The organism is Halomonas sp. SpR8 (assembly GCF_031010195.1).
Classification (GTDB): domain Bacteria; phylum Pseudomonadota; class Gammaproteobacteria; order Pseudomonadales; family Halomonadaceae; genus Vreelandella.
In genome coordinates this window covers 280,640-298,849 of the sequence record NZ_JAUAMC010000001.1, presented here as the reverse complement: position 1 = coordinate 298,849, position 18,210 = coordinate 280,640, and the positions used below count along the sequence as shown (strand labels likewise).

Genomic DNA, 18,210 nt, shown 5'->3' with positions numbered 1-18,210 from the left:
GTGATGAGTACTCCCTCACCCTTCACTCCTCACTCTTTACCCCTTACTAGCTATTACAGATCAATCGCTACCTTCGTTGCTACCGCTACTTGGTAGAGGATCTGCGTAATCGTAGAGGCTAGCTGTAGGTTGTGCGTGGGTGCTGCGGGCATGACCAGTATCTCGTCGCCTGGGCGCAGGTTCACATTGTAGGCATTTTCAACTGCACCGTTTTGGCGAACGATTAGAATATGGTCGTCATCCGCACGCTCGGTGAAGCCACCGGCGCCTTCGATGTAATCGATCACGCTCATGCCGGGGCGGTAAACCGCCGCCTGGGGCACCAGCACTTCACCGCTGATTAGCATGGAGTCGCTAATTTCGGGAATGGTGACCACATCGCCATCCTGCAGGCGGATATCGGAAATGCGACCATCGTGGGCAACCACTAAACGACCGCTCGGTTCTAGCTCGCTGGCACGGGCGATGAAGTCTTGAATCAGCTCGGCTTCTTGAATTCGGATCGAGGCTTCTTCATTGGTATTGGAAGGCGCACCCAAATAGGTGGTTTCAAGGCGGCGCAAGCTGTCTTCGAGGGACTGCGCTTGCTGCTCTTTTACACTTTCACGCCTTATGGAAATACTTTCGACTGCGGTCATGTTTTCCGGTACGGCAATAGCGTCTAATAGCTCGCTCAAACGGGCGTCCCTGGGGAGCGCGTACCGCGAGGGGCCGTAGTAACTGCCTTCAACCTCTACGACAATCGTTTCGCTGCGCTGATCAGCGCTGAACAGTACTTCGTCGCCGCTGCGAATTATTTGGCCGGCAAACAAATCAATGGGGAAGTATTGCGCTATGGGGCCATCGTCACGGTCACCGCGAAGCAGTACGTGAGAAACGCCGCTTTTCAAGCGCGCTAAGTTCACCAACTCGGCGCCGCTTAGCTGGTTGCCAATTAGCTCGTAGCGGTGTTCACGGTGCACATCGCCGCCAACGGCAATCGCTGGGCCGCGCTCTTCAACCACGATGGTGTCGCCATCCTGGAACTGCGGGCGGGCAATGCTGCCGTTGAGCAGGAAGTCGTAAAGATCGACTGTGGCGACGGTGGTGTCGTTACGCACCACGCGCACCTGGCGGTAGCTGCCTAGGTCTTGATCGATACCGCCGGCCTGATCTAGAAAGTAGAGCAGCGAATCGTTGGGCGTGCCGGCATAGCGGCCGGGATTTTCGACATAGCCAGTGACATACACAGCAACAGGTTGAACGCCTTGAAGGTTGGTGTAGACCTCGACGTTATCCGGGTAGACGGAGGTAATTGCGCTACGCACGCTGTTATCCACCTGCTGGCTACTCTGCCCTTCTACATTCAACGGGCCGGAGCCGGGAATGAAGATATTGCCTTGGGCATCCACCGGTAGCACGCGGTCAAACTCAAAGGCGCCCCAGGCACGTACAGTGACTTGGTCGCCGGGTTTAATGCGGTAATCAGGATTTAGGCCATCGCCCATGGCGCCCCGAAAGCCGCCGGTAAACAGGTTGGCGCCGAACGGTGGCAACTCATCCGGGTTTTGCTGAGGCAGTGAGACCGGGCCGTAAGTGCCGCTGCGCCAGTCGGCACGTGGGGTGTCTTCAACCTGCTCTTGGGCACCGGCGCCCTGGCCACTCTGTTGACCGCTCTGCTGGGGCAGTATGCTGTCTGAGAGACTCAATGCCTGCGCCCAGGTAGTGGTTGTCGTGAAGGTACCCACCAGCGCGATAGAGGCAACAACCAGCGTGTGCTTGATTGAGGCGGGGGTAAACTTGGCGATGGCATTCATTAATTGCGCCCCTGTGATGTTTGCGCCACAACGCGTTGATTAACCCAGCCGTTTGGCGTTTTGCACACCAAAGCGGAACCCGCCGCATTGGTACCGGCTTCGACTACCCGCAGTTTGCGGCATTCACGCCCGCTGGCGGCTAGGTAGGCGGCATCGGCAACGACTTCAACGTTGTCGCCCCATGGGCTACGAGTAACGTTGATGATTGCGCCAGGGGGTGATTTAGACAGGAAGTCGTTGAGGCTCTCATCTTGCAACAGCGTGGCGGGGTCATTATTGAGCACATACTGGGCTTCTTGCTGACCTGTGCCGGAGGGGTAAGTGGCACAGCCGCTCACCACGGCTAGACTAAGCGCCGCCAGCAGCATGCGAGCTGGCGAAACCAATGAACGTTGGGATAATGGCATAATTGATTCCAAATTAAAGGCACGCTACCGCCCAGGGATTGTAACGGGCGTCTTCCCTTGCCCTACTCTTCTGCGCGGATAAAAGTGGTGGTGTGCGATACTCGTACATTTTCACTAGGCCGACATTGTAAGGGAATACCAGCCCCGCCTCTACATCGACAACCACTGTACAACCCATCCATTCAATTTAACAAAAACATTAATGAGACCCTCAAACCAAAAAACCGACCATTTTTCAACGGTCGGTTGTCGGTAATCACGAGCTTAAGGGCGATTATGCCCTAGCTGTTCCTCTTGTCTGCGGTGCACAGAATGGATCCCCCATACAACTGCGAGCAAAAAGGCGTACATCATCACCCCACTATTGTGCGCCAAAAAGGCCTGCGTTAAGCCAAAATCGATATAGGCTATGGGTAGCAGCACGCCTGCTAGGGCTATCGATCGCACCTCTAAATTTGCATGTCCCAGATACTCACCAAATAGCCGCATCGGTACCAGATATAGCAACAATAGTGCCACCAACCCGACAACACCCCGCTTGGCAAAGGTGTCAATAAATTCATTATGGGCATGTCTATATTCTAATACATTGCTATTAATTACATTTTCCTGCGCTAGTTCAGCCATCCTCTTCTGATAGCCGTTTTCACCCCAGCCAAACAGCGGTTTTTCTTGTATCAGATTCGCCGCACCGCGCCACATTTCAAATCTTGCACCCACAGAGGTGCTGCTGTCTTGATCCGATAGATAGCCGCTTACTTCATTGATAGCCTGGTGTACTCGATATTGAACCCCCACCTGAGGCAATGCATAAACGGTAAAAATACCTATTACGATCACGAAAGCGACCAGTATCTTTATCCACGCTGCAATGTTTCTTCCATAGCTGCGATACAGCACCCATAAAACAACAGGAAAGCCAACCCAGCCACCACGACTGCCGGACAATAATGAGCCTAGAATACCTGCCAACGCGCCAAATAGTAGAAAGCTCAACCAAACGCTGCGATGCCGCTGCACCATGGCCCAGCCAAGTCCTGCCAAGCAAAGGATTCCTAGCAACATGCTGAGATTGCCAAATTGAATAACATGGGTGAACCCCCCTGCTCGCCAAGCACCTTCAACAAACTTTTGCCAGAAAGCCCAACTGCCAGCCGCTATCGCGCCAGTGGCGAAGCCGCTCCATACGAATGCAAGCCGCGGGGGCAACCACAAAATCCACAATAACGCGGGTATCGCTAATATAAAGCGGATAGGTCTATCGAGGCCGCGACTGCCTTGGCCATCCCACCACACTTCTGCAATAGCAACGGTGGCATAAGCGATTAGGACACTTATTACCAAGGCATCTTGTTTTAGTAGCGCTGGGACACGTGCGCTTACCAACAGGCCTAAGCCCGCCGTAAGCAAAATCACTGCCCCTATTGAGTAGCCACTTGGCACTACCAGTGCAATAGCTCCGAGCAGGAAAACAGCTATGTTAGTTAGCCAGCTTAATCGGGAAGAGGATATTTCATTAGTAGGCGAATACGAAGGGAACATCGATAAATAGATCCTGTTGATCTTCAAGCACGGAACACATCACGGCGGTGACGACGCTCAACATATTACCACACGGCCCTGCCTGAGCTAGCCATCGGCTTGCCCGCCGACACGGGCTTATTAGTAGGCATTTTTATTCATAAACCCTTTAAAAATGGTTAAAAAGATAATTTTCAGATCGAGCCAAAGCGACCAATTATCGATATACCATAAATCATGCTCTACCCGGCGCTGCATTTTGTGCAGCGTGTCGGTTTCACCTCTTAAACCGTTCACTTGTGCCCAGCCGGTAATCCCAGGTTTCACTTTATGTCGCCTCATGTAGGATTCGACAAGGCTCTTAAATTGCTCATTGTGAGCTAGGGCATGAGGACGCGGCCCCACAATAGACATACGGCCCTGAAGCACATTGAAGAACTGAGGCAGTTCATCTAAAGAAGTACGCCTCAAAAAAGCACCTATTGGGGTAATCCGACAGTCGTTTTTCTTAGCCTGCGTCACCTGGCCGTCATCCTCTTTGTGTACGTACATAGAGCGAAACTTATATACCTTGAAGCAGCGCCCATTCGAACCTTCTCGGTACTGTTTAAACAGTATCGGGCCTGGTGAGCTCATCTTAATGGCTATCGCTATCGCAGCACATACGGGTGTAATCAACAGCAAGATAAGCGCCCCAATGACAATATCTTCAGAGCGCTTTAAAAAACGTGCCATACCACTCATCGGTGAAACACTAAGATCGATTGAGTAATGATCCGCCACTTCGCTCATGCGGTGATTAAGCAGATGCATGTCCTGGAAATCAGGAATGAATCGGACTTCAGCGGTGTGGTTACGTAATGCATAGAACAGTAAGCGAACGGTTTCACCCATCTCTAAAGGCACGCATATCCAGATTTCACGTGCTTGCGACTGAATAATACGCCGCACAATGCGCGCAATCGCTTCATCATCTGGCTTTGCCTTCAGGCGCTCCACGCCTGCAATCGTATGGCCTTCCCAAGCTGAACGTCTTATTCCTTTGGCGACATTTAATACATTTTGGCTAGGACCAACTAAAAAAACGGGGCGCCTTGCACCTCCCCGGGTTCTTATATGCTGAAGTCCTAATTGGACCAATAGCCTTGCTCCCCCGGCCATTAAAAAAGAAATCACGAGCGTCATCCCAATCCAAAGACGGGAGTAGCGTTGTGCTGCATGAGCAAAAAAGATCAATGAAGCGGCCGTGATTCCTACAGCTGCCCACACCAACATCAATTTACCCAGCATTTGAAAAACCGGCATTATCCGCCAACGCCGGTAGCTACCGGTCATGCTATTAATTACCAACACTAATAGGGCAATGCACGTGATAGCTAATACGTAGCGCTCATGAAGCTCAACCACATCGAAACGGATCGCATAGGCTATCCATCCACCCAAGAAAATGGCTAATACATCAAAAAAGGGGAACACTACCTGAGGTGGATAACGCTCCGAAAACGTCATTGTTTTTGGCTTGCCCATTACTGCTCACCTCTAGTTATATCCATACTCATAAACATTCCTTGTTAACGTTGCCTACTGCTCAAGATTCTTTCCACGCCCTGGGTAAATACATGGTGATAATCAAACCGCTGCACCACTTTGAGGGCATTAGCCGCTAGCTCGGCCTTGACATCCTCTGGCAGAGCATAGAATTCTTCTATCGCATGGCAAAGACCATCAACACCTCCGCTGTAAAAGTAGCCGTTGTAGCCAACTTCCAAATACTCCGAGGCTGCCTCAAGATGCGCATTGGCAATGACAGGGGCACCACAGGCCAAGGCTTCAAGCGCTACCAAGCCAAAACTCTCGGTAGTAGAAGGAAAAATAAAAACTGAAAAGCACGACATGATGCTAGGCAAGCGTTCGCGTGGCACTGCTCCAAAGAATGTTATCGAAGAAGAAACACCAAGCTGCTCGGCGAGTGCTTCTAAATTTTTACGCTGCGTGCCATCCCCCACAATGACAAGCCGTGCATTGGGTATCTGAAGTTTGGCAAAAGCTTCTATCAATTCATGGCAATTTTTTTTACGCTCTAGCCGAGATACAAAACCTATGACGAAGCTATCATCATTACTGTTTGATTCATCAAACGGGGTGGATGAAAAGCTCTCACCGACACAGTCAGGAAATACTTTGATAACCTTCTCAATGGGTACGTTCAATTCTTGACTGACTTTTTTTCGATAAAAATCTGAAGGTACGACGTACAAATCGACCTGATCTTGTACGCGTCGAAACAAAAACATAAAAAACTTTGAATCTATTACCTGCTTTAGATCAAGGCCGTGAAAACGCAGCACCAAATAGTGCTTACGCCCAAGCATTTTAGCCACGTATAAAACGGGTAGAAAATAAACGGGATAATGTACCTCTAGAACCGAACCTTTAGGTTTTTGATAGAGAGACCATAAACATTTTATTAGAAGCTCTGCATAAAAAATTACTTTTTGAAAAGCGCTCATAGGCTTATCACGAATAGCGACAAGTTTAACGCTGTCTTCGCCTAGCGCCTTTCTCCAGGCTTTTTCATTAGAGCGCACAAAGGTACCGTAATAAGGCGCTTTGCGCGTTGGGTACATGTTTGTCCAAAGCAATAATTGTGTCACTTCAACTTTCCTTTAAAGCCAAGATAGTCCGCTATATTTCTACCTAGCTCATCATTCAACTGGGGCGATATTGGTGAAACTGTATTATTCTCGGCGTCAATCAAGGCATCCATAGCGATGAAAAAAGCTTGTTTATCGGCGCAAAACGTAAGCGTCGGATACTTTTCTTTAAAAGCAGTGGCAGTATCTAACTGGTGATCGTTACGGTGCTCGTTAAGCGTATACTGACGGGGCAAAAACACACCTCTTTTGCCATAATCAAGACAGGATAAAATACTCCCCATTCCAGCGTGGGAAACGACCCCTTCCGCCTGGGAAAACCACTGATAATATTGCTCGCTGGTTAAGGTTTCCACCATCTCCACCTGGTTGCTGGTAAATCGACTCCCTATCCCCACTTGCGCTACAACTTTGCCAGTGTATCCAGCGTTTTTTTGCCAATCAGAAAAGTATTCTAACAGACGATCAAAGGGTAACTGGGTACCTACAGTGATAAAAATCATAGGACTTTTCCCCAATAAGTTACACGCTTATCATTTTCCGCTAAGTGTTCCCATTGTGTTAAGCAAACATCACAAAAAAACTTCGCCAAGCGGCCTGAAAATGAAAGCTGTTGATAGTTAGCCATGCTATCCACCCAGATTACTTTTTTGCGCATCAGCTTGGCCATGAAACATACCATCAGGCCAGGCAATGCCCCAGTCGATATCACTACGTCCGGGTTAATGGTCTTAAGCTTGCCAAACGCCTGCTTTAGAGAAGCTATTATCGCTTTCCAACCACTCCCCCTATGCACATTAGTGAAGCATAATGCTTGCTCATTATCGACCACAACATCATCCTCAGTCGTAATGAATTTAAACATTACTTGACCTTCTGGCGCTTGTCGCTCTACTTGGTGGTACAACCGCTTGAGCTGAATAAAATGGCCGCCAAATGAAGCCACCATCAAAATCACCATGCCTGATCTCCTTTAACGTGCTTCTGCTCTTCTTTCAAAATATAAAGGTAACTAATAAAAAAAGCAGTTGCACTTGAAGCTATCCCTGAATTAACCACGTGCCCTGATGTCACACTCACTCCTAAAAACATAAATATTAAAAGCATAAAACATAATCCACTCATAGGATTTGTTTTCAGCAAAGCAAGTGACCACGTAATGCCTAATAACCATGGAAAATAAAACATAATGGGCCCCGCAATTCCAAACGCAATAAACACATCAATGAGATCAATTTCAACCAGCACATCACTCACACCCGACATGTGGTCGACACCCACCCCAAAAAATGTATCCAGGAAATTAAAATTGACTAGCAGTACATCGAAGGCATCTTGTAAGAATGTCATTCGACCGCTTAACACTGCACCCCAAAAACCGCCATGCAAACCATATAGATAGACCATTCGATCAAGCAGGCCTGTTGCTTGTGCAAATTGATAACCTAATAGTACAGCCAGCGCTCCCCCCACTAGCATAAGTGTGTAGAGTGCAGGAATATATTTTACTTTAAAATAGCCTTGATGAATTAAAACAAACACATAAGATAAGCAGATACCTAATATTGCAACCTTAGTTGCTTTCATTAAAAAGAATACTAGAAGGCCCATAAAAACGAGTGACAAACCTAAAAAACCAAAACGCCCAGCTAGATGCACTAACACAATACTTGCTGATACCAGCATAAGGTAACTCATCTCATTACCCGCAATGATAAACCCTTTTCCTCCTATACCACCGGCGTACTGTGACTCTCCAACCCCCACAACGCCCAAACTCACGTTAAAAGCCATCATCAAAAAATAAAACAGCATTAAATTAGCTAATCTTTTTTTGCTCCAGAAGCAATTGCGCTTACTTTCACTTATTAAGTAAAATATCAAAGCTAATGTCAGCAATCCGCGAACCGCCCAGGTTATGCTTTCAATCACTTCACCATAAACCATGTATTGGTAGACAAAACAAAGCATTGATAAAACAATAAACAAAAATAGCTTCACAAAAGAAACCACATCATAAATCATGAGCAGTGTTGCGATAACAATAAAACCTACTGCTTTGTAGGGTGCCGACACACTAGGCAGAAATGCGTGGTTATAATATAGATATCCATTGAGCGTATCTATAACAGGCCAAAAAATCAGAAAGCCTAACACTCCAATATTTAGGCACTTTTTTAGGCTCACATCCATTCTTGGCACCATTTATAATATTTCTAATCACTTTGAATCAAAGCAGCCTACATAAGTCATTTACTTAAACACAAGCAAAAAAGCACATTAAAACCATATCGCTACTTGTATAAAAATAAACACGCTAAACTTAATAATCATATCTTTATTGATTACTCTTACGATAAGTACCAACCACTTTCTTAGCAAATATGCTAAACATAGCAACCACAGGCGCCAATACAAATGACAGCACTAAACCAATTGCCAAAATAAAGCTATTATTAATGCCTACTGGCTCTAAGCTTCTAACAGCTGTTTGTGAGGATTCACCTTCATTCACTGATTCAAGCCGACGCCCTAATAAAAACACTTTCTCAAAATAGGAGGCGACTAATTCGCTCGCTCCCTCACTGTTCGACTCTTGAGCTACCGCCAGCGCTTCAGAATAAGCTTCATATTGCTGCTGCAAGCTATTGCGTAATGATTCTACTAAATTAGCCTGATCTTCCTTAAGTGTCTCAATTAAACCTTCATGAAATTTTTCAATCAAAGGCTGATACGAATTATCTGCTACGCTTGTAATGCGTAGTAAAATTGTATTCTCAGGGTTACTTATATCCATTTCAAATGGCAAACTAGCTGATTCACTTTCAGCCAAAATAGCTCTGCGCTCTTGTTCAAGAAATATGTTTTCTATTTTCGCAATCACTTCCTGGGGTGTCTCTACCCCTCTCTTAAGGCCTTCCGAAGTTTCAAAGGAAGCAATGCTATACATAGTTGTATAATCATATTTATCTGCTTTTAAAAAAAGGATGGCAGCAGTCGCTCCCAGTACAAGCACAATTGTTAAAAGCATCACTTTCCATTGCTTTAAAAGCAAAACAACAAATTCTACTAAGCTAATGTTTTCTGTGCTGCTCAAACTGGCTTCACCTTGGTCGTTGTTTACATCCTTCATAATTACGCTCCCTATACTACATGCCAGTAAAATATCAAAATTCACACTGCATTAAATTGTTTTAAACCAAAAGAAAATTATTAACTATTGCTTTCCCGTGTGAGATTAATTTTCATCTTCATCAATTTGGCTATACACCTGCTGTTACGCGGCAAGCATTCACTGCTATCTCGGCAGATGTTTGGGGTATCTCAACGCCCTCTCCTGCAGTGAAGGCCAGGAATCATCGCCAACACTTCTACCTAGCTTCGATCATAGCCCGGTATGTCGCCTCAACTCTTAGGCGCTAGCATACACTATCTCTCATCATAGTAGGTGCGGACAAAAATTGTCGCCATCATACCTTTTTGGTTACCTTTATGTAACTCAGCACATTCACAGTTTGACGAGCTTTTCATTATTTAGATACCCCTCATCTTGCGATTAAACTTTAAAGGTCATTGGGCATGGAGGCTATCCAAAAAAACGCCTTCACATGAATTGTGAAGGCGTTTATTAACTCTATTTGATAAACCGAATTGATAAACTGAATTAATGAGCTGAAAACAGCTTTTTTCAACAGCTAAAATGCGAATGCATTTTATTAAATAGAACGTTTAGAATAAATACCTTGCGCCTGTTAGCCAATAGACATTATCAGACAGGTCTCCCAGGGTCACATCTCGATTCACGGTTGGCGCGTCGCCGTCGGCTAGCTCCACAAATACGTCGAATGCGCTTGAGATTTTGTAGTAGGCCCCGGCTGCCCAAGCATTGCTCTCTTCATCTTCATCGCGGTCTACATTGTAGTAGTCGGCAGTGAACGCCCATGGCCCCGTGGTGTATGTGCCACCCAGACCCACTGTATTGAAACCGCCACCATATGTGTCACTGTTGTCTTGGGTTTCGCCACCGAGTCGAGCGGTAAATTGATCCGTGATTTGATATGCACCTATCAATCCATAGAGCATTTCGCCATTACCGCCGCCACGCACAACGTTTTCCACTGCGCCGAACCCCACCTTTAAAGGGCCTTGCTGGTAGCGAATACCGCCTTGGGTTGCGATCACATCACCCTGATCACTCTGCTCATCAAGGCCTAAACCTCGCTCGCTGTAGTGCTTGAACTGCAGGAAAGTCGTGAACCCGTTTAACTCTGGCGTATAGTAGCCAATTGAGTCACCTCGTGACTGTAGGCCGGATGAGTTAAACAACAACCCTCGGTCCAGATAGACATCAAAGGGTACCGATACAAACTGAGCGTAGAAGCTATCGAAGCTACCAGCCTGAACAGTGCCGTACTGCTTACTTTCTAAACCGATATAACTCTGACGGATCTCATTGAAGCCTTGATCGGTATTGCGCTCATCGCCGGTGAAGCGCCACTCTAAGCGCCCAAAGGCGTTTAGATCGGACGTGATGGCCTGGCTCATTCGAAACCCTAAACGGGAGTAAACATCAACGAATTCCGCGCCATCATTCACCTTGTTGCCGGCACTGTCAAATTCAGGGCCACCACCCGCGATACCCATTGAGATACGGCCATAAACATCAAGCTTAGTGCCCTCTTGGTCATATAGCGTTGCGGCTTGAACCGAGGAAATACTTAATAGGCTTGCTACCGCTACCGCTAACTGTTTCTTCAGCATTAGAAATAATCCCTTGATACGCTAATCTTATTGGCTACTCAAGCTACTCAGCTCTGCAGCGAACCAATGTTATACAATATCAAGTTATCATTAAAGGAAAATCGTTCTTATTGATATTAACTGGATGAAAGCAACAATTAAACCTCCAAAAAAAACCGGCCTCTGAGAGGCCGGTTCTATTTGGTCTTGCTAGGCTGTTAACCCTTCAAGCGTGGTAATTAAACCAGGCTTAGAAGTGGTAACGAGCACCTGTCAGCCAGTAAACGTCGTCACCGTCAGCAGTGTTGACTTCAGAGTTTAGGCCGTCAAGGTTAACACTGATGCTTTGCTGGTCAGCCTGGTGGAACTCGGCGAACACGTCAAAGTTGCTGGAAACTTTGTAGTAAGTGCCCAATGCCCAAGCGGTGCGGTTGTCACCATCGCCATCTTCTTCGATGTCGTAGATGTCACCAGTGAACGCCCAAGGACCCGTGGTGAACGTACCACCTAGGCCGACCTTGTCGTAGCCATTGCCATAGCCTTCGTCACTATTCTTACGGCCTTCATAACCAAGACGAGCAGAGAACTGATCAGTAATGTCGTAAGAGCCGATCAAGCCGCCCATTACTTCGCCATTACCGCCACCGCGCACTACGTCGTCAACAAAACCCAGACCTACAGTGAACGGGCCTTGCTGGTAGCGTGCGCCACCCTGAGCAGCGATGACGTTGCCTTCTGATGTAGTTTCAACGCCTTCTACCAGTCCACGCTCGCTGTAGTGTTTCAGCTGCAGGAAGGCAGTGAAGCCTTGAAGGTCAGGCGTATAGTAACCGATAGAGTCGCCACGCGACTGCTTCGGGTGACCAGCGAATTCTAGACCACGGTCGATATAAACATCGAACGGCAGAGAAACGAACTGGTTGTAGAAGCTATCGAAGTTACCGCCTTGGATAGTACCGTACTGGTCGCTTTGCAGACCAATGTAGCTTTGACGAACTTCGTTAAAGCCAGAGTTACCGTTACCGCTTGGGCCAGTACGCTCATCACCACTGAAGCGCCACTCAAGACGACCAAACGCTGTTAGGTCGCGAGTGATTTCTTGGCTCATACGTAGACCAAGGCGTGAGTAAACATCTACAAACTCAGCGCTGTTATCGATTTCTTGGTTATCACTGTTGTACTCAGGGCCACCACCAGCAACACCCATTGCGATACGGCCATAGACGTCAAGCTTAGTGCCGTCCTGGTCATATACAGTTGCTGCTTGTGCTGCAGCAGAGGCACCCAGGGCGCCGATGATAGCAGTCGCTAAAAGTGTTTTTTTCATGATGTAAGTTCCTTAACTCGTATACTGTTTCGATCGTTGCTGCTCGACTTCGTGTAAGTCGGCAGGTGGCTTATGCGGGCCATGCTCTTTTCCCATCCGCCGGTTTTTCCCGGTGGTATGCGGCATGTCCTCAACTAAGCCTTGTTATAGTCCAATGCTCGCAGAACAAACTCTATACCGTGATTCCAGGGAACGCAATAGAAAAAAACAGTGTTTCTTTACTATTTGCATTTTTTTATGGAACCCTCGCCGCCAGACCCGGTCTCAGCGCCCTTTAAATTTCTGCTGCAGCCCCAGCAATTTGTCTTCCATGCTAAGCGGCTTACGCGGTTCACTTTTTTCTGCTTCGGGCTGCTTTACTTGCTCTTGACGGGGCTTGTCAGCTGAAGACTTTGGTTTGGATGGGGCTTTTTTGGGCTGTACGCCTTCTTTTTTGTGCTCTTTTTTGTGCTCTTTTTTATACTCTTTTTTATCACTTCGCTCTTTCTGATCACCGCGTTTTTCTGACGCATGAAGCGCGGCTTCTTTATCTACTTTGCCAGCAGGCTGACCGTCTAAATCTACCCGTTCGGCACCTGTTCTCACTGCTTTTATATAGCGCGGCAGGTTTACGTAGTTGGCCAAGGCACGACGAATGAGCTTATTGGGCCACTCTTCGCGCTCTGCTAAATCTTGATGGATACCTATTTTGAGCGGCTTGGTATGGCCTTTAAAGAACGCTTGTGGGTAGCGCTCATACCATTGATTGAGCAGTGCATGCGGCGAAGGTGCTGGAGCGGCTTCTTCAAGAGATTGTGTCGGCGAACGCACTTCTTCCTGCTGTTTTTCTTCAGCCAGCCCGGTTGGTTCAGCTTGTTCGGTTTCTTCGGCCTGCTCTGTTTCTTCAATCTGCTCTGTTTCTTCAATCTGCTCGTTTTCTTCGACCTGCTCGGTTTCTTCAAGCAGTTTTACTTCTTGTGCTTCCCGCACTGCTTCCGTCGAAAAATCAGTGTCCGGCGCTTCTAGGTGATTAGGAGCACGTTGCTCGTTGACATTTTGGTCCGCCAACTGCCGTTTTAGCTGCTGATTTTCTACACGCAGGGCCTGCAACTCAGCTTGGGTGCGTTCAAGACGCGCTTCTAAATCATCCAACATATTCATTAAGCTGGCGGCCATAGCCTTCTCCTTAGACTTTTCAGTCGGCGATGCGCTCGTAGACTACAAAATCGTAATTAGGCTGCCCTGCTGCTGGCTGCCCCGCTACGCGCTGTACTTCTTGCCACTCTTGGGGGTCGAAGTCAGGGAACGTTGCGTCGCCTTCTACGTCTATGTCCACTTCCGTAATATAAAGCCGCTGAGCAAAAGGTAGGGCCTGACGGTAAATCTCCCCGCCCCCCATCACCATGATCTCCTCTGCTGCTTCAATAGTGGCATGCTGGTCGGCAAGCGCAAGCGCTGCGGGCAAATCATGGCACACGCGTATGCCTTCGTGGGCAAACTCGGCGTTCCGAGTGATCACTACATTAAGCCGATTAGGCAGCGGCTTGCCGATGGACGCATAGGTTTTACGCCCCATCACCAGCGGTTTGGCTTGGGTGATACGCTTAAAAAACTTTAAGTCTTCCGGCAGGTACCAGGGCAGTTTGCCCTCTACGCCGATGACGCGATTTTTAGCCATGGCGACGATCATTGCCACCGGCACAAGGGAGTCGAAAGCGTCGTTGTGCTTGAGGGTCTCGCTTTGCTGGTTCATACCGCCACCTCGGCTTTGATGTGCGGGTGCGCCTCGTAAGCGTCAATGTGGATATCTTCAAAGCGGAACGCAAACAGATCGTCAATTTCTGGATTAAGCACCAGCTTTGGCGCTGCCTTGGGGATGCGCGTTAATTGCTCCTGCGCCTGCTCTAAATGGTTACTGTAGAGGTGCGCATCGCCCAGGGTATGGATAAATTCACCCGGCTGGAGACCAGTGACTTGCGCGACCATGGTCAACAGCAGTGCGTAGCTTGCGATATTAAACGGTACACCGAGAAAAATATCGGCGCTGCGCTGATAGAGCTGGCACGACAGCTTTCCATTAGCGACGTAGAACTGAAACAGGCAGTGGCATGGCGGTAGCTGCATTTCGTCTACCTGGGCTGGGTTCCAGGCTGAAACGATCAAGCGACGTGATTGGGGTGAGGTGCGAATTTGCTCAAGCACTTTGGCTATCTGGTCAACGCTGCCGCCTTTTGGGTCGGGCCAGCTTCGCCACTGGTAGCCGTAAACGGGGCCCAGGTCACCGTTTTCATCCGCCCAATCATCCCAAATCCGCACCCCGTTCTCTTTTAGGTAGGCAATATTGGTGTCGCCCGCCAAGAACCATAAGAGTTCGTGAATGATCGAGCGAAGATGCAGCTTTTTGGTGGTAAGCAGCGGAAAACCACGCGATAAGTCAAAGCGCATTTGATGACCAAACACGGAGCGCGTACCCACGCCCGTGCGATCATGGCGATCAATGCCATGCTCCAGAACGGTTTGCATTAAATCTAAATAGGGTTGCTCAAGCGCGGGCGTTGGTGCAGTCACAGAGTTTCCAAATTAACAGGCTATGTAGCGGTTTATTCTAGGTGGTGAGGCCATAAGGGGCAATGCGAAGATCCCCCCTCTCATTGGCCATCAAGCTGAGCACTTCTTCCTTAGGCGCTTTGGATTTTCACATCCACCGGTTGGGAGCGCGACCAGGCGATAATAATGAGCCCCAGCGCGATCATCGGCAGCGTAAGCAGCATACCCATCGTCACCCAGCCAAAGGCGATGTAGCCGATATGGGCGTCGGGCATGCGCACGAATTCGACCATAAAGCGGAAAACGCCGTAGCAAACTAAAAATAGCCCGGATATAAACCCACGCGACGTCGGCTTGGCGGAGGCCCACCAGAGTATTACGAATAGCACGGCACCTTCTAACAGAGCCTCATAAAGCGCTGATGGATGGCGGGGTTCCGGCCCCATCCCAGGAAAGGGCATGCCCCAGGGCAGTGACGTAATATTTCCTGGTAGCTCGTGGTTAATAAAGTTACCGATACGCCCGGCGCCCAAGCCAATGGGCACGACTGGCGCGATAAAGTCAGTGAGCGTTAGGAATGCCAACTGTTTGCGGCGGGCAAATATCCAGGCCGCGAGCAATACACCGAGAAGTCCGCCGTGAAAGCTCATACCGCCATCCCATACGCGGAAGATCCAGAGCGGGTCGGCTGACCACTGCCCAAGCCCGTAAAACAGCGCATAGCCTAAGCGCCCGCCGGCCACGACGCCTATGGCGCAGTAGAAGAGTAAATCGCCAATATCGTCATTATTGAGGCCAATGCGTGAGGCGCGCCGACAGCCGAGCCACCAAGCGGCAACAAAACCCACTACGTACATCAAGCCATACCAATGGACCTGCAGTGGCCCTAGGGAGATAGCCACTGGGTCAATCGTCGGGTAATTAATCATTTACACTCTCTACTCTGACCAAAAGGAATTATTCATTTTCGAAGCGCTGAAAACGCCCTCTCTGCTAGCAAAACAGTCAAGCGCTAGGAGAGCAGGAAGCGTACTCCTATCACTGCTAGCAGCAGCGCAAAAGAGAGCCGTAGCGCTTGAGCAGGCAAAACGTGGGCAAGTTTAACGCCTAAGCGGGCAAAAGGAACGCTGGTAACAACGATACTGAAAAACGCCGGCCACATCACAAAGCCGGTCGCCCAGGCAGGCAGTAGCGGATTTCCCCACCCAACAACGATAAACACCAGCGCCCCTACCAGCGCGATAGGCAAGCCGACCGCTGCAGCCGTGCCAACCGCCTGAGTCATACTGGCTCCACAGCGTGACAGGAGCGGCACAGTCATGGCGCCACCGCCAATCCCGAAAAGCGCGGAGATGCCGCCAATCATAACCCCGGCTAACGCCATTACCCATTTACCGGGGGCCACACTGCCAGGCTTTGGCGTTAAGCCAAACACCATTTTTGCGGCAATGAGTAGAACAAAGATGCCAAACATAGTTCCCAGCGACGTACCAGAGAGATTATCAGCGACAAATACCCCAGCGACAGCCCCTAATACTAAGCCTGGCAGCAATGCTTTAAACCAGGGTCGATGTATGCTGCCTCTACGGAAATGGCCCAGAGCTGAAGAGGATCCCGTGACAAGTATGGTTGCGAGAGAGGTACCGATTGCTAAGTGCATGATGATTTCAGAGGCGACGTTCTGCAGGCCGAACGCAAACACCAGCACGGGAACGATGATAAGCCCACCACCGACGCCAAATACACCGGCCATGGTGCCTGCGACTGCCCCTAAGGTTAAATAAATCGATAGTGCCGTCACTGCCGTCATACAGTGGGAGTTGCTTTAATGGTGTCAGGAAACCAGCATGCGATCATATTCACCAGATCTCTTGGTTGATATGGTTTGGCAAGCAGATCGTCCATACCTGCGGCTAAGCAGGCTTCGCGTCTGGCATTATCAGCGTTGGCTGTCAGCGCGACCAGCACGCTTTGACTACTTCCTTGGGCGCGCTCGTACTTGCGCCACTGCCGAGTGGTTTCCAGCCCATCCAGGGTGGGCATGTAGATATCCATAAACACCAGATCAAAAACGACGCTGCGTTGTCGCTCAAGCGCTTGTTCGCCGCTACTAACGCCTTCTACCTTCAGTCCTTGGGCTTCAAGCATTTGCCGCGCCAGCATCAAATTGACGGGGCCATCGTCGACCACTAACACATGTAAGTGGCGTTGTGGTGCCGAGCCCCTGTCGCTCTTTAGCTGTTCGGCACTGCTCTGCTGAACAATATTGGCTAACAACGCGCGAATATCCGTCAGGCGCTCATGTACTTCCGTAACGTTTTGCCGGTCGATATCGGTAATTTCGTTTTCGACCATTGAGTTTAAATGCTCTAGCAAGCTATCGGTTTCACTCTGAAGCAGCGTTAAATAGCTGGTTTTCAAACGTGACTCTTCACGCGCCCTTTCACGCCCGGCGATTACGTGCTTGAGCTGCCGCTGATGATGCTGAAGGTCGTCTAATAGCGTTTGCTCATGCTCTTGATGGGCGTTTTTGGTAGCCGCAGTGACGTCTTGCGAAGAGCTTATAAAGCGATCGAGTCCTGCTAGCACTTCATTGACGCGGGCTAATCGCTTAAGAGGCAGGAGAGATTCGTCGACAGCATCCGGCGGGGAGTCGTTATGCGCTGGTAACGAACGTGCAACCGTGGCACAGAGCGTTTGGCTATGCTGTTCAAGTTCGGTGAGTTCTTGCATAAAAAGTGAGTCTTTTCGTCGGGCGCGTGCTTTCACTAGCATCAAAAAGGCGCCAACATTTAAACTGCTGCCGATTAGCAGAGCCATCATCAACCAAAGCAGGGTGCTCCAGGAGGTATAGCTTGGCGACATCCACCACACTAATGCCCCTACCGCTATGCAGAGTACTATTAATGCTGCCTGCAACAGCAGCAGAGGCCACAATAGAGGCCACACAATAGCGTTCCAAAAGTGCTCCCGTTGATAGCGCTGCATGATCTCGCCTTCCTATTGACCAAAAGGCCTGTGATAACGTGACCGCTGATTAACTCCTAGGGCACCTGCCGCGGACGACACTCACACCCAACTAAGGCCGTAATTTATGCTACAAACATGATACGGGAGCAAGTGTACGTCTACGCTTCGTGACTGTCATGCTGCTCTTCCGTTGAACGCTTTTCACCCTTTTTGTATGCGAGTTTGCTATGTCTGTGATGATGGTATGTCTATGAGGATCTGTCTGTGAT

At 49.0% G+C, this 18,210-nt stretch carries 17 protein-coding genes; all 17 read right to left on the bottom strand.

Annotated elements, in window-relative coordinates:
- Window positions 1-53 precede the first annotated feature (53 nt).
- Window positions 54-1,796, bottom strand: a complete 1,743-nt coding sequence (locus QT230_RS01365) for a polysaccharide biosynthesis/export family protein (protein ID WP_308319694.1) — start codon at window positions 1,794-1,796, stop codon at window positions 54-56.
- On the bottom strand, window positions 1,796-2,203 hold the full coding sequence (locus QT230_RS01360) for a DVU3141 family protein (RefSeq protein ID WP_308319693.1): 408 nt from the start codon (window positions 2,201-2,203) through the stop codon (window positions 1,796-1,798). The genes QT230_RS01365 and QT230_RS01360 overlap by 1 nt, the downstream gene beginning before the upstream one ends.
- A gap of 264 nt (window positions 2,204-2,467) precedes the next feature.
- Window positions 2,468-3,745: an O-antigen ligase family protein gene (locus tag QT230_RS01355; RefSeq protein WP_308319692.1), complete on the bottom strand. Its 1,278-nt coding sequence runs from the start codon at window positions 3,743-3,745 to the stop codon at window positions 2,468-2,470.
- A gap of 120 nt (window positions 3,746-3,865) precedes the next feature.
- Window positions 3,866-5,251 (bottom strand): undecaprenyl-phosphate glucose phosphotransferase, encoded by a 1,386-nt coding sequence (locus QT230_RS01350; protein ID WP_308319691.1) that lies wholly within the window; start codon window positions 5,249-5,251, stop codon window positions 3,866-3,868.
- Window positions 5,252-5,295: 44 nt separating this feature from the next.
- Window positions 5,296-6,378 (bottom strand): glycosyltransferase family 4 protein, encoded by a 1,083-nt coding sequence (locus QT230_RS01345; protein WP_308319690.1) that lies wholly within the window; start codon window positions 6,376-6,378, stop codon window positions 5,296-5,298.
- Complete coding sequence (locus QT230_RS01340) at window positions 6,375-6,881, bottom strand: glycosyltransferase (RefSeq protein ID WP_308319689.1); 507 nt, start codon at window positions 6,879-6,881, stop codon at window positions 6,375-6,377. The genes QT230_RS01345 and QT230_RS01340 overlap by 4 nt, the downstream gene beginning before the upstream one ends.
- Window positions 6,878-7,339: an oligosaccharide biosynthesis protein Alg14 gene (locus QT230_RS01335; RefSeq protein WP_308319688.1), complete on the bottom strand. Its 462-nt coding sequence runs from the start codon at window positions 7,337-7,339 to the stop codon at window positions 6,878-6,880. Before QT230_RS01335 ends, QT230_RS01340 begins: the two co-directional genes overlap by 4 nt.
- On the bottom strand, window positions 7,333-8,571 hold the full coding sequence (locus tag QT230_RS01330; RefSeq protein WP_308319687.1) for a hypothetical protein: 1,239 nt from the start codon (window positions 8,569-8,571) through the stop codon (window positions 7,333-7,335). Before QT230_RS01330 ends, QT230_RS01335 begins: the two co-directional genes overlap by 7 nt.
- Before the next feature lie 145 nt (window positions 8,572-8,716).
- The gene (locus QT230_RS01325) at window positions 8,717-9,511 is read right to left on the bottom strand and encodes a lipopolysaccharide biosynthesis protein (RefSeq protein WP_308319686.1); all 795 of its coding nucleotides are present in this window, start codon (window positions 9,509-9,511) and stop codon (window positions 8,717-8,719) included.
- Between the two features lie 596 nt (window positions 9,512-10,107).
- The gene (locus QT230_RS01320) at window positions 10,108-11,139 is read right to left on the bottom strand and encodes a porin (RefSeq protein ID WP_308319685.1); all 1,032 of its coding nucleotides are present in this window, start codon (window positions 11,137-11,139) and stop codon (window positions 10,108-10,110) included.
- Between the two features lie 229 nt (window positions 11,140-11,368).
- The gene (locus tag QT230_RS01315) at window positions 11,369-12,445 is read right to left on the bottom strand and encodes a porin (RefSeq protein WP_308319684.1); all 1,077 of its coding nucleotides are present in this window, start codon (window positions 12,443-12,445) and stop codon (window positions 11,369-11,371) included.
- Window positions 12,446-12,709: 264 nt separating this feature from the next.
- On the bottom strand, window positions 12,710-13,600 hold the full coding sequence (locus QT230_RS01310) for a ProQ/FINO family protein (RefSeq protein WP_308319683.1): 891 nt from the start codon (window positions 13,598-13,600) through the stop codon (window positions 12,710-12,712).
- Window positions 13,601-13,619: 19 nt separating this feature from the next.
- Window positions 13,620-14,177, bottom strand: coding sequence for a dihydrofolate reductase (locus QT230_RS01305; protein ID WP_308319682.1), 558 nt, complete (start codon window positions 14,175-14,177; stop codon window positions 13,620-13,622).
- Window positions 14,174-14,947 (bottom strand): thymidylate synthase, encoded by a 774-nt coding sequence (locus QT230_RS01300; protein ID WP_374694435.1) that lies wholly within the window; start codon window positions 14,945-14,947, stop codon window positions 14,174-14,176. The genes QT230_RS01305 and QT230_RS01300 overlap by 4 nt, the downstream gene beginning before the upstream one ends.
- 155 nt (window positions 14,948-15,102) lie before the next feature.
- Window positions 15,103-15,900, bottom strand: a complete 798-nt coding sequence (gene lgt, locus QT230_RS01295) for a prolipoprotein diacylglyceryl transferase (RefSeq protein WP_308319680.1) — start codon at window positions 15,898-15,900, stop codon at window positions 15,103-15,105.
- Between the two features lie 83 nt (window positions 15,901-15,983).
- Window positions 15,984-16,781: a sulfite exporter TauE/SafE family protein gene (locus tag QT230_RS01290; RefSeq protein ID WP_308319679.1), complete on the bottom strand. Its 798-nt coding sequence runs from the start codon at window positions 16,779-16,781 to the stop codon at window positions 15,984-15,986.
- The gene (locus QT230_RS01285) at window positions 16,778-17,959 is read right to left on the bottom strand and encodes a response regulator (RefSeq protein ID WP_308319678.1); all 1,182 of its coding nucleotides are present in this window, start codon (window positions 17,957-17,959) and stop codon (window positions 16,778-16,780) included. Before QT230_RS01285 ends, QT230_RS01290 begins: the two co-directional genes overlap by 4 nt.
- Between the last annotated feature and the right edge of the window lie 251 nt (window positions 17,960-18,210).

Bases quoted from the DNA above. Each gene is read 5' to 3' on its own strand.
- QT230_RS01365 (WP_308319694.1), bottom strand. From the start codon at position 1,796: ATGAATGCCATCGCCAAGTTTACCCCCGCCTCAATCAAGCACACGCTG.
- QT230_RS01360 (WP_308319693.1), bottom strand. From the start codon at position 2,203: ATGCCATTATCCCAACGTTCATTGGTTTCGCCAGCTCGCATGCTGCTG.
- QT230_RS01355 (WP_308319692.1), bottom strand. From the start codon at position 3,745: ATGTTCCCTTCGTATTCGCCTACTAATGAAATATCCTCTTCCCGATTA.
- QT230_RS01350 (WP_308319691.1), bottom strand. From the start codon at position 5,251: ATGGGCAAGCCAAAAACAATGACGTTTTCGGAGCGTTATCCACCTCAG.
- QT230_RS01340 (WP_308319689.1), bottom strand. From the start codon at position 6,881: ATGATTTTTATCACTGTAGGTACCCAGTTACCCTTTGATCGTCTGTTA.
- QT230_RS01335 (WP_308319688.1), bottom strand. From the start codon at position 7,339: ATGGTGATTTTGATGGTGGCTTCATTTGGCGGCCATTTTATTCAGCTC.
- QT230_RS01330 (WP_308319687.1), bottom strand. From the start codon at position 8,571: ATGGATGTGAGCCTAAAAAAGTGCCTAAATATTGGAGTGTTAGGCTTT.
- QT230_RS01325 (WP_308319686.1), bottom strand. From the start codon at position 9,511: ATGAAGGATGTAAACAACGACCAAGGTGAAGCCAGTTTGAGCAGCACA.
- QT230_RS01320 (WP_308319685.1), bottom strand. From the start codon at position 11,139: ATGCTGAAGAAACAGTTAGCGGTAGCGGTAGCAAGCCTATTAAGTATT.
- QT230_RS01315 (WP_308319684.1), bottom strand. From the start codon at position 12,445: ATGAAAAAAACACTTTTAGCGACTGCTATCATCGGCGCCCTGGGTGCC.
- QT230_RS01310 (WP_308319683.1), bottom strand. From the start codon at position 13,600: ATGGCCGCCAGCTTAATGAATATGTTGGATGATTTAGAAGCGCGTCTT.
- QT230_RS01305 (WP_308319682.1), bottom strand. From the start codon at position 14,177: ATGAACCAGCAAAGCGAGACCCTCAAGCACAACGACGCTTTCGACTCC.
- QT230_RS01300 (WP_374694435.1), bottom strand. From the start codon at position 14,947: ATGCAAACCGTTCTGGAGCATGGCATTGATCGCCATGATCGCACGGGC.
- lgt (WP_308319680.1), bottom strand. From the start codon at position 15,900: ATGATTAATTACCCGACGATTGACCCAGTGGCTATCTCCCTAGGGCCA.
- QT230_RS01290 (WP_308319679.1), bottom strand. From the start codon at position 16,781: ATGACGGCAGTGACGGCACTATCGATTTATTTAACCTTAGGGGCAGTC.
- QT230_RS01285 (WP_308319678.1), bottom strand. From the start codon at position 17,959: ATGCAGCGCTATCAACGGGAGCACTTTTGGAACGCTATTGTGTGGCCT.